The 15012-nt window shown below is 60.8% G+C and carries 10 protein-coding genes and 1 pseudogene; 10 read left to right on the top strand and 1 reads right to left on the bottom strand.

Annotation, left to right across the window (positions count from 1 at the left end; translation table 11 throughout):
• Positions 1-488: 488 nt before the first annotated feature.
• Positions 489-1514 (top strand): annotated as a pseudogene (locus tag NZK35_RS19480) (DUF1559 family PulG-like putative transporter); the annotation flags it as partial.
• Positions 1515-1735: 221 nt separating this feature from the next.
• Here NZK35_RS19480 and NZK35_RS19475 read toward each other — a convergent pair.
• A complete protein-coding gene (locus NZK35_RS19475) occupies positions 1736-3652 on the bottom strand; it encodes a glucuronate isomerase (RefSeq protein WP_259634194.1) in 1917 nt (638 codons plus the stop codon).
• A gap of 291 nt (positions 3653-3943) precedes the next feature.
• Between NZK35_RS19475 and NZK35_RS19470 the strand changes: the two genes are divergently transcribed.
• From NZK35_RS19470 to NZK35_RS19430, 9 genes are all read left to right on the top strand, one after another.
• Positions 3944-5698 carry a S1C family serine protease gene (locus NZK35_RS19470; RefSeq protein ID WP_259634193.1) on the top strand — a complete coding sequence of 585 codons (1755 nt, stop codon included), beginning with the start codon at positions 3944-3946 and terminating at the stop codon, positions 5696-5698.
• 365 nt (positions 5699-6063) lie between these two features.
• On the top strand, positions 6064-7251 hold the full coding sequence (locus tag NZK35_RS19465; protein WP_259634195.1) for a formylglycine-generating enzyme family protein: 1188 nt from the start codon (positions 6064-6066) through the stop codon (positions 7249-7251).
• A gap of 105 nt (positions 7252-7356) precedes the next feature.
• The gene (locus NZK35_RS19460; protein WP_259634192.1) at positions 7357-8376 is read left to right on the top strand and encodes an aspartate-semialdehyde dehydrogenase; all 1020 of its coding nucleotides are present in this window, start codon (positions 7357-7359) and stop codon (positions 8374-8376) included.
• 3 nt (positions 8377-8379) lie between these two features.
• Positions 8380-9156, top strand: a complete 777-nt coding sequence (truA, locus tag NZK35_RS19455; RefSeq protein ID WP_259634191.1) for a tRNA pseudouridine(38-40) synthase TruA — start codon at positions 8380-8382, stop codon at positions 9154-9156.
• Between the two features lie 196 nt (positions 9157-9352).
• Positions 9353-10846, top strand: coding sequence for a serine/threonine-protein kinase (locus tag NZK35_RS19450; protein ID WP_259634190.1), 1494 nt, complete (start codon positions 9353-9355; stop codon positions 10844-10846).
• 1 nt (position 10847) lies between these two features.
• Positions 10848-11717: an FHA domain-containing protein gene (locus NZK35_RS19445; protein WP_259634189.1), complete on the top strand. Its 870-nt coding sequence runs from the start codon at positions 10848-10850 to the stop codon at positions 11715-11717.
• Between the two features lie 22 nt (positions 11718-11739).
• Positions 11740-12306, top strand: a complete 567-nt coding sequence (locus NZK35_RS19440; RefSeq protein WP_259634188.1) for an NYN domain-containing protein — start codon at positions 11740-11742, stop codon at positions 12304-12306.
• 146 nt (positions 12307-12452) lie between these two features.
• The gene (gene serC / locus NZK35_RS19435; RefSeq protein ID WP_259634187.1) at positions 12453-13565 is read left to right on the top strand and encodes a 3-phosphoserine/phosphohydroxythreonine transaminase; all 1113 of its coding nucleotides are present in this window, start codon (positions 12453-12455) and stop codon (positions 13563-13565) included.
• 99 nt (positions 13566-13664) lie between these two features.
• On the top strand, positions 13665-14840 hold the full coding sequence (locus tag NZK35_RS19430; RefSeq protein ID WP_259634186.1) for a phosphoglycerate dehydrogenase: 1176 nt from the start codon (positions 13665-13667) through the stop codon (positions 14838-14840).
• The last annotated feature ends 172 nt before the right edge of the window (positions 14841-15012 follow it).

Here is a 15012-nt window from a genome sequence, read left to right as displayed (position 1 = left end):
ACGACTGGTGAGCGGAACGGCGCGAGCGGGCTGTCGGTTTTGTGAGCCGTGACGCGTAAGCGGCCGGGCAGTGCGACGTTCGCCCGAGGCCTTACGGCCAGCGGCTCACCATTCACTCAGCAGAACCCGACTAAATCGACAGCCCGCGAGCCGTCCCGTGTGGTGAGGAACCGGAGGGCTCGCGCCCTGCCGCTAAAACCTCGTCAAACACAGGAGATAAATCGTTCACGGCGTAGGGCAGGAGCCTGGGAACGAGTTAAACCCACGGATAGCAGCGCGAACCCACGGATGGGAAGCAGCCTGGGATCCGTGGGTTCGCGCTGCCATCCGTGGGTGCATTCCCATCCGACTCTGCCGCGTGTGCACTTGCAAACACTCCCATGGCATCACGCGATGCATCCGCCGGACGGGAATCCAATAAAGCCATCCCACCGCCGACCTGTTACCATGAAGAACGATCAACGTGACAGACGACGAGGTCCAGGCCAATGGGCAGTTCAAAACGACGCCTAAAACCGATTGACGTCATCTTCTGGGTCGTCGCGACCGTGATGGTGGTTGGCGTTTTGCTCCCAGCCATCAGCACACCTCGGCGTCCCCACTGGAGTGCCACCTGCAAAAACAATCTCAAGCAATTCGGGCTGGCAGCGCAAGTTTTCCACTCGGCGAGAGGCCGACTTCCAGGTTACGTCCAACACTATGGTGCGTGGCGGCCCGGTCAGGATTCAGCTGCCACGGATTCTCTCGCTCCTGAATTTGCCAGCACCCACGCGCACGAAAAAGTTGGCACCTGGGTCGTTGCTCTGTTGCCGTATCTGGACGAACAACCGCTCTATGAGCGTTGGTCGTTGAACAAGTTTCCGATTGCGTTCGGGACGGAGGGGCCATTAACCGAAGGTCGGGCCGGCGTTGGATTCAACTCAATCACAGCCGCCACACTCAGCCTCATGCAGTGTCCGGCAGCAACCGATCGCGCAACCGTTGCTGGCGCGAACCATTACGCCTGCAACGCAGGCATGTATGCTTCGCTTTTGAGTCCACAATTTGAACGTTCGATATCCGCGGCCAACGGCGTCTTCAACAATCAGTTCCCTGGACTATTGCCTAACGGCGACGCCGTTCCTCTCGGACCGGAGATCAGCTTGGACGACTTTGCCGACGGAGTCTCCCACACGCTGTTGTTCACCGAAAACTTGCAAGCGTTACCGTGGCACCGGGCGGGATTCATCGATGCCGAAGACTTGATCTTGCAGGAAGGCCACGAGCACGTGTCGTACGAACCGACCAGCCGGTACGCCCAAGGGATCGTCTGGCACCGGGAATCGGATGACCCCGCGAGCGGATTGCCGCCTGTCCAACCGATCCACCGGATCAATTCCACGTTCGGCGGGCGGCCGCTTGACGAGCTGCAGATGACGAAGGCCAACGCCCACGATCTCGCTCGACCGAGTTCGCTGCATCCCGGCGGCGTCAACATCACGCTAGCCGATGGCTCCGTGCGGTTTCTCAGCGAGACGGTGGACGATCGCGTTTACCAGTCGTTGCTGGCACCGGACGACGCCCAAAGCGATGCGCCACTAGATGGATTTGAGTTGCATCCCATGCCAGCGGGAGGCGTGAGCGAGCGGCCCGCGGTCACTCTGCCACCAGCGCCCGCCACCAGCGCCCGCCACTGGCTGACGCCACGTGCTGGTATGCCACCAGCGGGACGCGTCAGCGAGCGGCGCGTCGGTCCCTACTTATCAAACACGCCGGCTCCGAAACCGATGTCATCGTCATCGTCGTCGTCACCGACAGGAAAATGCAGTTCCCCGGTCATCGGATCGGGCTTGAGTTTCATCGAGTCGCTGTCGGGCTTGAATTCACCGTCACCGGCCAACATGTGAATGCTGGAATTGGGCGAGTCCGGCCCCGGCGGGTTATCGCCCAGCTCACCCAAGAGATCGCCGACGTCCAGCGACTGGGGGTCCACTGCCGCGTCCAGCGCGGTCGCGTCAAACGCGGCCGACGCATCCTCGATCACCACGTCGGGCACCTCCGATGCATCCACCTCTTCGCCGGTCGGAATCGGGTCCAAGAAACCCAACTCTTCGTCCGAATCGATCGTTTCGGCCAACTGCCCGACCGAGCCGAAGGATTCCGAACCGACGGTGCGGTCGGAATCATCGGTGACCGTCGCGAATCCATCCTGATCGTCGCTTTCGTCCGAGTCGCCGGCCAGGAATGCAGACAATTCCGAATCCTCTTCCGCCAACCCGCTGTCACCGTCATCGCTGGATGAGCCGACCACGATCGGCGACCCGCTTGTCCCGCTTGCGATATCAAGGGATTCGGCGTCGATCAACGGAGACCGAAAGACTTCATCCACATTCCCACGCAACACCTGACGTCCCAATTGAATCGCCTTCTCTTCACTCCAACCGTTCTCGCCGACAAACTCATCGGCCAGCACGCGGGCCAGGATGCGTCGGTACATGTCAAATTTGGGCAACACGAATTCCAACTTGTACGCGTCGCTGTAGTAGGCGATTTGCTTGTTGCGCGGCACCGCTTCCAGGCGAGCGGCCGCATCGCGATGGATGAACGACGGCGTGTTGCTGTACCACCAGTGCCCGTTGGTCAACACGTTGGGAAAGATCCAACTGTAACTGACCAATTCCTGGTTGGTCACGCTGGCCAACACCGAGATCGGAAACTTGACCTTGGGGAACGCGTTGAACAACTCGCGATACTGAATCAACGAAACCCGGCTGTCGTACAGGTCTTGTCCCTGGTAGACCCCCGACGGATAGACGCCGCGGTTCACACCGATCATCAAATCAAATGGCAATCCGTACTGATCACACAATTCCGCGAGCGTCCAAAAGACGCGCCGCGAGAGCGAGTCGCGTTGCGACGCTTCGGACTGACTGTCGTGGCGGAGGACATGGTCGAGTGCGTTTTGGGCTTCACCGTCGCCGACCATCGAGGGTTGGAAACTCGGCGGGATGGAAATCGCACAGGCGCGCGCGCCATGGGAGACGAAGTGTTCGAAACGTTGCTCCAGGGCCGCCCGCAGCGAGGACAAGGTTCCGTCCAGCGGCACGCCGCTGCAACGCTCCAGACGTTGGCGGACTTCGGGCTTGGCCAGATGAAACACCAAGTCGTCGGTGCGTAGACAGGGGATGTAGGTGCTCGAATCAAAGCCTTCCAATTCATCGTCGAAGTCGTTGGTCAGGAACACCGCTTCGACGTTGCTTTTGTCCAACACGGTTTGCGCCCAACCGGCGCCGTTCATCTTTTCTTCCGCGGTGTCGAACAACGACTCCCAATTGTCCGGTGTGATCGCGTCGTCGGTGAAATCAAAAAACTCGCGACAGATCTGGATCAACCAGTGGTAGTTGGCGGTGTTGGTGATGTTGCCCAGACCGTGAACCATGCGGCCGACCAGCTCGCGGGGCGAAATCCCCGGCTCCTCGATCTCCTGTCGCGGCATCCCCGCCGAGTGGACCAACTCGGTGTAGTAGTGGTACCCCAGAATGTCCGCCAACGTGCTCGACGCGGGCGAATAGGGGTTGATGTGGGTATGGGGATCGATCAGACGAATGGCGGAGATTGCCTGGTAAATCGTCTCGCGAGCCGACGATAGATCACGTGCCGCTGAAGAAGCCATAAGGGATTCGAATCCGAAAGATACAGAGAGGCGGTCAGTTTTGATTGCGTCGCACCCCCGCGGCCACGGGCCGCAGCTGGACGGCCCCGGAGCGGTCTGCGTCGCCGGGAAACACTCGCCAATTGTCTCGCAAACCCGGGCCGAAGGCGAGCCACCCGGACCGGTTTTTCCGCCCTCCGAGTGGGATTTGCTCGCGATTTCGTCAAAAAAACTTGCCGATTGGTAATCCTGTCGCGCTAGAATAGGGCCATTCCAACTTCCGTCCGTTTGCGTGTGGGACCGAGCTCCATTATGGATCGACCGCCAGAAGGCCCGCAGGCTGAAAAGCCATCCGACGAAATCCCGATGGCCGAAGTCCAGATTTCAACGACGGAAACCCCCGACAGCGACCTGCCGCCGCAGGACCAGCCCGAACCGGAACGCCTGCCGTCGGTCGAGGACACGCACGCGGCTCTGCCGAACCGCGTCAACTCAAACAGCCCCACGCCCGATCGTTCCGGCACAGACACCTGCAGCGCCGACGAACCGGTCGCCGCGCCGATCACGCATCGGTTCGAGAGCGAATCGCTCGAACCGACCAGGACCGTGATCTTTCATCGCTTTCACCCCAAAGCATCAGGCCCCGCCCGGCCACACTTCGAACCCGACGCGGACGCGACCGCAGGGGACGCGAGCGGAGACGACGCATCAGGTAGGGCGTCGGACGACACACTTTCCGACCGGTTCGTCTTCGGCACGTCACCCCAGGGCGTCTCGCCCCAGAACACTTCACCCCCGCCGGTTTCACTCGGCAGCAGTGCCGCTCAGGAATCCTGCGCCGACATCACCGACATCGACGTGTCGGACATCGTGGTCAGCCCCGAACCGGACCTGCATTCGACTGCGACAAAACACCGTCAGCACGCACGGCGGAGCGACCCGGTGCGGCACGGCATGGTGATGCTGGTGACCGTGCTGGTGATGTTGGCGGCGGCCCGATACGTCCTGCCGGGGATTGTCGAAGAGATCCGGTACGCACAGCATCGCGGACAGCTGCGTGCCGAATTCGAAGTCGCCGGCGAGGGCTTGAAAAACGTCTCGCTCGACACGCTCAGCCAAGCCTACCAGATGGTCAATGCGGCGGCCGGCCCCAGCGTCGTCCACATCGACATCCATCGCACCGCCCACGAAGCGATCGCCCACCACGATGTCCCCGGTGCTCCGGCGATCCTGATCTCCGACCAGGGCAGCGGGGTGGTGGTCGATGCCGACGGCTACATCCTGACCAACCGCCATGTGGTCGCCGGCAGCGACCAGATCTCGGTCACACTCAGCGATGGCCGGACTGTCGATGCGATGATCATCGGCACCGACGAACTGACCGACCTGGCCGTGCTGAAAGTCAACGCCGATCATTTGATGCCGATCCCGTGGGGCGACAGCGAGCGGATTCGGGTCGGCTCTCCCGTCTGGGCGATCGGCAGCCCCTTCGGCCTGGACCGCACCGTCACCTTCGGCATCCTCAGCGGCAAACACCGCGTGGTCCGCGCCAAAGACCGCTACCAAGACTTCATGCAAAGCGACGTGGCGGTCAATCCGGGCAACAGCGGCGGCCCCCTGGTCGATTCACGGGGTACCCTGATCGGCATCAACACCGCCATCGTGGGCGACACCTACCAAGGCGTCAGCTTTGCGATCCCCAGCGGCATCGCCAAAAAAATCTACCTGCAGCTGCGTGAAAAAGGGTCGATCGAGCGAGGCTGGCTGGGCGTTTCACTGGTCGAGGTTCCCGACGACCGGCTGCAAAGCCAGAACCACCGCATTCGCGGCGCGATGATCGCTGCACTGGCCGACCAAAGCTCCGGTGCCGCGCGGGCGGGGTTGAAATCGGGCGACCTGGTGATTGCACTGGACGACCAACAAGTGCGTGACGTGGATCATCTGATGCAATTGATCGGAAACGCCATGGCGGGCACGGCAATCCATTTGAGCGTCATCCGCGACGGCCGGCCGTTGGAATTTGACGTCCTGCTCGGTCGACGCCCCCCGCCGTTGGATGTTCGCTAGTTAGCGCCGGCCGGCGATTGGGTCGTAGACGCCCGCCCTTGCGCCCCTCATCAACCTGCCCTGTATCCCCCACCGACTTGCCAGGACAGCGTGGCTGGGTGGAGAGGTAGGAAGATTTTGGAGGCAGGAAAATGAGCCCCATCCAATCAATAGGGTCAGTCACCATTTTCTTACCCCCGAAATCTTCTTACCTGATCTCGACCGGGCCCCTCGGCACACCCCAGGTGTTGATTCTGCCGCTGGCCACCATTTCCGGTGCGTTATTCCACTTTCAGACGATCGAAAATCCTCGATCTCTGCGCTATACTATCCACGTTTGTTCCCCTCGACCACTTTTTCCCCCGCGAGACCCCAGCACCGTGAATATGCCCAGAGCCCTCGCTGTGATCGGCCTGTCCCTTTCCGCAGCACTCGTGTCCTTCGCATCATCTGCGTCCGCTGACGACGCAACCCCCGGGATCGCGGCGGAAAAGCCCGCCGAAGGCCCGTCGGTCAAGGTCGAAGAAGGTTACATGGTTCCCTACACCTTTCGTGTGCCCGGTACCGACGAAGAAGTCGAAATGATCCCGGTCGCCGGCGGCGAATTCATGTTCGGCAGCCCCGAAGACGAAGCGGATCGCCGCGACGACGAAGGCCCACAAATCAAGGTCACCGTCGACCCGATGTGGGTCGCCAAGACGGAGGTCACCTGGGGCCTGTACCAGGAGTACATGGACCTGTACGGCATCTTCAAAGAGTTCGAATCCAGCGGCATCCGAGTCGTCAACGACGACAACAAAGTCGATGCGATCACCGCCCCGACGGAGCTTTATGACCCGACGTTCACTTACGAATACGGCGAAGACAAGGATCAACCCGCGGTCACGATGACCCAGTATTCGGCGCAACAATTCACCAAATGGATCAGCCTGGTGTCGGGCCAACAGTTCCGACTGCCGACCGAAGCCGAATGGGAATATGCCGCCCGCGGCGGAACGACGACGGCTTACTCGTGGGGCGAGAGCGCCGACGACATCGATGACTACGCCTGGTACTTTGACAACGCCGACGACGGACAGGTCGCCGTCGCATCGAAGAAACCCAACCCCTTCGGCCTCTACGACATGCACGGCAACGTCGGCGAATGGACCGTCAATCAATACACCGAAGACGGCTACGTTGATTTCGCCGACAAGCAGGGCGTCAACGCGACCGACCTGGTCAAATGGCCCGAAGTCCCGTCCCCCTGTGTGGTTCGTGGTGGAACTTGGGAATCGGACGCCGAAGACCTGCGCAGCGCCGCACGCATGGCTTCGGACGACGAAGAATGGAAGTCGGAAGACCCGAACTTCCCACGCAGCCCCTGGTGGCACACCAGTGATCCGTCACGCGGCGTCGGATTCCGCATCTTCCGATCCTACAAACCGCTCCCCAAAGAAACGATCACCAAGTTCTGGGAAGCCCAAGCCGAAGACACCGTGCTGGACATCGAGTCTCGAATGGACGGCGGACGTGGCGGCATGGGCGTGATCGACAAAGAGCTGCCCAAAGCGATCGAAGCGATCAAGAAGTAGGACTTCCCAAAGAGTGGGGCAAGCTTCCAGCTTGCCCTTGAGACCAGACACCCCGGGCGCAAGCTGGAAGCCTGCGCCACTTCACTCCAACCTTTTTTGAATCCTGTGTACGAAACCTTAGCTGTCGTTGGTGCCACCGGTGCGGTCGGACGAATCGTTCTTGAGCAACTTGCCAATCGCAACTTTCCTTTCAAGCGGCTGAAACTGCTGGCCTCGCAGCGTTCGGCCGGTCAACAAGTTCGCTTCAAAGATGAAACGATCACGGTGGAGCTGTTGGCCCCAGGTGCGTTCGAAGACGTCGACATCGTGATCGCCAGCACACCCGACGAGGTGTCCGCCGAATTCGCCCCCTACGCCGTCAAAGAAGGCGCCATCGTCGTCGACGAAAGCGGTTACTGGCGAATGGACCCCAAGGTCCCGCTGATCATCCCCGAAGTCAATCCGGATGCGATCGCCGATCACCAAGGCATCATCGCCAGCCCGAATTGCAGCACCACGCAAATGGTCGTCGCACTCGCGCCGCTCCACAAAGCGGCCAAGGTCAAACGAGTCGTCGTCAGCACCTACCAGGCCACCAGCGGCGCCGGCTTGGCCGGCAACGTCGAACTCGAATCCAGCGTGCGACAAATCCTGGACGGGCAAACCCCCGGTCACGAAACGTTTCAACACCCGATCGGTTTCAACCTGATCCCGCAGATCGGCAGCGAGAAGTTCGAGGGCTACACCAGCGAAGAAATGAAGATGGTGTACGAAACCCGTAAGATCATGGGCGATGACGACATCCAAGTCTGTCCGACCGCCGTCCGCGTTCCGGTCACGATCGGGCACAGCGAATCGATCCTGGTGGAAACGGAAAAACCGCTCACGGCCGCCGAAGCAACCGAATTGTTCCGCGCCGCGCCGGGCATCACCGTCGTCGACGACCTGGCCAACCACCAGTATCCGATGCCGCGCGACTGCGACGGCAAAGACGACGTCTTTGTCGGCCGGATTCGACGCGACATCAGCGGCGATGGTCACGGGATCGCATTCTGGTGCGTCAGCGACAACCTGAGAAAAGGTGCGGCGACCAACGCCGTCCAGATCGCCGAATTGCTACAGCAGTCCGTCGCCTCGGCTGGCTGATCGGTGACGCGAACCTTTGCGCTCAAAATCGCCTATGACGGTACGGACTTCGCCGGTTGGCAAGTTCAACCGGGCCAGGCAACGATCCAAGGAACGCTCCAGCAGGCCGTCCAGCGATCGACCAAACTGGACGTCACCGTCACCGGCAGCGGACGCACCGATGCCGGTGTCCACGCGCTCGGCCAAGTCGCCAGCTGCCGCTTTCCGACTTGGACCGCCTCGGCCGACGCGTTGTCCAAAGCGATCAATTCGCGATTGCCCGAAACGATCGTGGTGACCGAAGTCCACGAGGCGCCGTCGGATTTTCACGCGATTCGTGACGCGATCGGAAAACGCTATCGATATCAAATCCAAGTCCGCCATCAGCGCGACCCGTTCGAACATCGATACCGCTGGCGACTCCGCCGTAGCGTCGACGTCACGGCGATGCAGAGTGCCGCGGCCAAGATCATCGGGCATCGTGATTTTTCCAGCTTTGAATCGGCCGGCGCCCAACGCAAGTCGTCGGTCCGCGACGTGCGAGATTGCCAAGTCCTGCCCGCGGCGGATTACGCAACCAGCGGGCACCTGGCCATCGAAGTCGAAGCGAACGGCTTCCTCTACAACATGGTCCGTAACATCGTCGGCACCCTGGTCGAAGTCGGCTACGGCAAACAGCCTCCGGAATGGATCGACGAGGTGCTGGGACAGAAAAATCGCATCTATGCCGGTCAAGCGGCGCCGCCCCAGGGTCTGTTTCTCAAAGAAGTTTATTACCGGCCCGGATTTGAGCCCGCTTAACGTCGCCGCAAGCCCCATAAACCCCCTGTCTTCGCCGGCCACGACCACCACCGCCAGCCCTCACCGGATCGACACCATCCCTTAACCAATTCTTAACCGGCTGATCGACCCGATGCTCAATAATGTCAGCTCGCCCAGGTGACTCGATCGTGCGGTCGTGACTGGGGAAGTCCTCGGAGTACAGACGCATCGTCCAATGTCGGTTGAAACCACCGCTGCCGAACCGGTCTTGGACCAGGCAACCCGCGACTTCGTTCGCCGGTCCATGCAAGCCGGACTGGTCGAACTGGCCGACGTCAAGAAAGTGGTCGTCTCGCTGATGACCGAAGACGTCGTGTTCACGCCCGACCGACTGGCCAAAGGCCTGGTCGGCGCGGACCTGCTGACTCCCTGGCAAGCCCGCAAGCTGTTGGCCGGAAAAGCACGCGGATTCCACCTGGGCAACTACCGTCTGCTACGCCCCTTGGGACGCGGCGGAATGGGCGTCGTCTTCCTGGCCCGGCATTCGGTCATGAATCGATTGATGGCTCTCAAGATCCTGCCCTCGGAAGCTTCGAAAGATTCTCGCCGGATCGAACGTTTCAAAGAGGAGGCGCGGGCCTCGGCAAAACTGGAACACCCCAACATCGTTCAAGCGTTCGATTTCTCCGAATCCGATGGCAAACTGTTTATCGTGATGGAATACATCGAAGGCGTCGACCTGCACCGCGCGATCGCCCGCGACGGAGTGATGTCGCCCACCGAAGCGCTCGACGCGATGATCCAGACGACCGATGCACTGGCCCACGCGCACCAACGCGGCATCGTCCACCGCGACATCAAGCCGTCGAATTTATTGTTGCGAAACGACGGCGTGATCAAGGTCAGCGACATGGGACTCGCTCGGATCGGATACACCGCCGGAACCGACGCGCCCAATCGATTGACCGGCACCGCCGATTTCATCGCCCCCGAACAGGCCATCGATTCCCAGTCGGTCGACGCCCGCGCGGACATCTATTCCCTGGGATGCACCTGGTACTTTCTGCTCGTGGGAAAACCGCCGTTCCCGGGAACCAACGTCGCCCAGCGATTGGCCAAACACCAAACCGCCAAAGTGCCACTGGTTAGCGACACCCGTTCGGACTGCCCGCCGGCGATCAGCTTGCTGATCCAACGGATGATGTCCAAACGCCCGGTCGACCGTCCCGCCTCGGCGGCTGAACTATTGACCCAACTGCGCCGGATCGCGGGATCCAAATTGGCCGGCCGGGAACTGGCCAACCGGCCCCGCTCAACGCAGCTGACCATCACCCCGGAGGACTCCTCCAGTTTTGCGTCACTCGACGACAGCGGGCCACTCGGCGAAGCGTCACAGGGAGCGATGGCGGAGATCGCCGAGATCGATTTTGGCAGCCTGCCGCCGATCGACCTGGCCGCCCTCTCCCCAGCAGTCGTACCTGCTTCGCCCTTGGCGACGCCGCAAACTGCCGCCGGGGCACCGCGCAAGTCGACGAAGAAACGCGGCCCGGCAAACGAAACCGATGCCAGCCAGAGCGTTTTACTGGGTGCCGGGCTGGCTTTGTCCATTGTCGCCTTACTGGCGGTCGTCGGCGTCACGTTTTATCAAATGACGAAAGACGAAAAGCCCATCACACGGCTGAAAACCACGGAAAGCGGCAAAGGAAATGTCATTGTCATCGAAGAGTAGCATGTCCGTTGAATTGATCATCACACAGGGAAGCAACGCCGGCACGACGGCACCGATCCATCCTGGCTATTACCTGGTCGGCCGGCTGAAAGAATGCCAAATCCGGCCGAAAAGCCGATCGGTCAGCCGGCGGCACTGCTTGTTGCTGCACAACGATGACGGATTCGGAGCGCTCGATCTGAAAAGCACACGCGGCACCTACGTCAATGGAATGCGACTTCAGCCGCACCAGTGGCGAGTGCTTGCCGACGGCGACGAATTGCGTTTCGGTAAAGTCGTGTTCAGGGTCTCGGTCAAGCAACCCGTCCTCGCCTCGGCCGGCCACGCCGCCGATGGGGCAGGGCACACCGACGCGACCTGCAGCGAGCCTCCCACTTCGTGGAACAACCAGGACGTCGCGGAGTTCTTGGAAGAGGAAGATCAGGCAGAGTTTGATTGGGACGACGATCTGCCGTCGACACCACATCGGCCGGCCCCATCGCGTCTGGAGTCCGATCCTATCGCGGGGGGCGAAGCGGGCGATTTCGACGTGCTCTCCGATAGCGCGATTCGCTCCGGCAAACCGAATGACACGTTCATCGGAGACGTTTCAGAGGACTTCGAAGACGAAGAAGAAGTCGCCAAGGACATCGAACTCGATTCGGTACCGAAGAAACGACCGCCACGACAGAAGATCGACCACAAGCAATACAAACGCGCCGCCAAACGATCGCTCCGGCTGCCAAGCTTCTCCATCCGCTCGGCCGACGGAGTCGACTGGAAACTGCTCGGCACCATCGCCCTGCTGGCCGTGACCCTGGGTGTCTTGGGTTACCAACTCTATCATTTCGGCGGACCAGCGGACGTCGAAGTCCGACAAAATCTCGATTGATGCATGGTACCCTACACGGACCATGTCACTTCTGTTGCTCCTTGACGGCTACAACATCACGCAGCCGATCGCGCCGACTCGCAATCCCGACCCGCGTTGGTTGCAGCGTGATCGGAATGTTCTGCTGCGCGAGCTGACGAATCAACTCAGTGAGCCGGTTCGCCGCAAAACCTGTGTCGTCTTCGATGCCGCCAACCCGCCACGCGATCGCCCCAGCGAGTTTGTTCACCACGGGATGAGCGTGCGTTTTGCGGTCGATTACCTGTCGGCGGACGATTTATTGGAGGAAATCATTCGGGCACATCACACGCCCAAACGGCTGATGGTCGTCTCATCGGACCACCGAATCCAGATCGCGGCACGGCGCCGCGGCGCCGCGCATTTCGATAGCGAACCCTGGATGGACGACCTGACGGACGGAAAAATCCATTTGGCGATCGACGTGGTGGCGAAATCCGGCGGGGCAGGGCAGGGCGGTCGGCCGCCGGCTGACCCTGGAAAAAACTCGGCGGCTGCTAAAAAACCCCGCATCCAGGACCAATCCGAGGTGGACCAGTGGATGCGAGAATTCGGTTTCGATCCGGATTAATCGGCATCGCCCGTCACGGTCAACCGCCCTGCGACGCGATGCTCCTTCCGCACTCGACCGGCTCGACATAGAATCCCGGCTCAGATTGCCGACGCAGGCGTGCCGTCGGCGGCCCCATCCCCCCCAACGTGACACCGATTCGTTCGATGACAGCCACCGCGACCGCCCAACGAGCTTACAACTTTTCCGCAGGCCCCGCCGTCCTGCCCGTTTCGGTACTTGAGGAAGTACGCGACGAACTGGTTTGCCTGCCCGGTGCGCGCAGTTCACTGCTGGAGATGAGCCACCGGGACAAGACATTCGTCGACATTCTGCACGACGCCGAAAACAGCCTGCGTTCGCTGCTGAACATCAGTGACGACTACGCGGTGCTGTTCCTGCAGGGCGGTGCGGCGCTTCAGTTCTCGATGATCCCCGCCAACCTGCTTCGCGATTCGGGCAAATCGGCGGCCTACATCCAAACCGGCACCTGGGGCAAAAAAGCGATCGCGGAAGCCAAAAAGGAAGGATCGGTCGACGTGGTTTACGATGCCTCGTCGTCGAATTTCAATCATGTCCCCGCGGCGCAGGACTACACCGTCGCCGACGACGCGGCGTACCTCTATTACTGCAACAACGAAACGATCCAGGGTGTTCAATTCCCGACCGAACCCGAATGCCCCTCCGGCGTGCCGCTGATCTGTGACGCGTCGAGCGATTTTCTGTATCGCCCGGTCGACATCAACAAATACGGCTTGCTGTATGCCTGTGCCCAAAAGAACGCCGGCCCGGCGGGTGTGACCGTGGTGATCATCCGCCGCGACTTGGTCGACCGCGGCAGCGCTTCGTTGCCGGGTTACTTGAATTACAAGAACCACGCCGACGCGGACTCCGAATGGAACACGCCGCCGACGTTCGCCATCTGGGTGCTGGGCAAAGTCGCCAAGTGGCTGCAAAACGACATCGGCGGGCTAGCGGCGATGGAGAAGCTGAACCGCAAGAAAGCGGCGCTGCTGTACGACGCGATCGACCAGTCGGGCGGCTTTTACACCGGACACGCCAAACCGGATTGCCGCTCGCTGATGAACGCAACCTTCACGTTGCCCAACGATGATCTGCAGTCGGCGTTTCTTGCCCAAGCGGCCGAACGCGACCTGGTCAGTTTGAAAGGGCACCGCAGCGTCGGCGGCATCCGCGCCAGCATCTACAACGCGATGCCGATCGAAGGCGTGCAATCGCTGGCAAGCTTCGTGACCGAATTCGCATCCAAGAACGCGTGATTTTCGCCGGACCGACGCGATGGCTGCCTCCGACCGGCCTCGCAAGGTCCTCGCACGCTCCCCGATCTTTCCTTTCCTCCAACCACAGCAACGCCAGAGATGTACAAAATCCTGACGCTCAATAACATCTCCGTCAAAGGACTTTCACGCCTGCCCCGCGACGAATACGAAATCTCGTCCGAGTCGAGTCACCCGGATGCGATTCTGCTTCGTTCGTTCAAGATGCACGACATGGAGATCCCTGAATCGGTCGCCGCCATCGGCCGCGCCGGTGCGGGTGTGAACAACATTCCGATCGACAAGATGACCAAGCGCGGCGTGCCGGTGTTCAACGCCCCGGGCGCCAACGCCAACGCCGTCAAGGAATTGGTGCTTGCCGGGTTGCTGATGGCATCGCGTAACATCTACCCGGCGATGCAATTTGCGTCGTCCTTGGAAGGAACCGATGCGGAGATCTCCGCCGCGGTCGAAGCCGGCAAGAAAAACTTCGTCGGCTGCGAATTGCACTCCAAGACCTTCGGCGTGATCGGGCTGGGTGCGATCGGACGTCGCGTCGCCAACGCCGCCAGCGCGTTGGGCATGAAAGTCGTCGGATACGACCCGCAGATCTCCGTCGAAAACGCTTGGCGACTTTCCCGCAACGTCGAACAGGCGATCAACCTGGACCACCTGTTTTCGCAATGCGACGCCGTCAGTGTCCACGTCCCGCTGCTGGATGTGACCAAGGGACTGGTCAACAAGGCCCGCATCGAATCGATGAACGACGGCGGCATCATCGTCAACCTCGCCCGCGGCGGCATCTGTGATGACGACGCCGTGATCGCCGCATTGGACTCGGGCAAACTGAATGCCTATGTGATCGATTTCCCCACCGCCCAGTTACTCAAGCACCCCAAAGTCATTTCGTTCCCGCACCTCGGCGCGTCGACCGAAGAGGCCGAGGAAAACTGTGCGATCATGGTCGCCGACCAAGTCCGTGACTTCCTGGAAGAAGGCACCGTGACCAATTCGGTCAACTTCCCGGAAGCCACGATGCCGCGCGGCGGCAGCGGATGTCGAATCACGGTCGCCAATGCCAACGTGCCCAACATGGTCGGCCAGATTTCAACCATCCTCGCCAACGCAGGCCTGAACATCGCCGACCTGCTGAACAAGTCACGCGGCGATTTGGCCTACACCATCATCGACTTGGATGGAAACATCGAAGCAGCGTCGCTGGACGCCCTGCGCGCGATCGACGGCGTGCTCGCCGTGCGTCATTTGCCGAATAAATAGGAACCAAGCGTCTCGCCCACGTGCAATGCAGTGCGTCAGCAGAGGGATGGCAGAATGATACGAGCCAGAATGATGTGGTGCCCGCAGGAGAGCGTTTTCGAAAATCTTGCCGCGGTAAACTGATGCCGACGCGAACGGTACGGGGATGCGTGTTGGTGTCTAGCCTTTAGGC

This window comes from Stieleria sedimenti (assembly GCF_025060895.1).
Classification (GTDB): domain Bacteria; phylum Planctomycetota; class Planctomycetia; order Pirellulales; family Pirellulaceae; genus Stieleria; species Stieleria sedimenti.
This window is presented reverse-complemented; position numbering and strand designations above follow the sequence as displayed.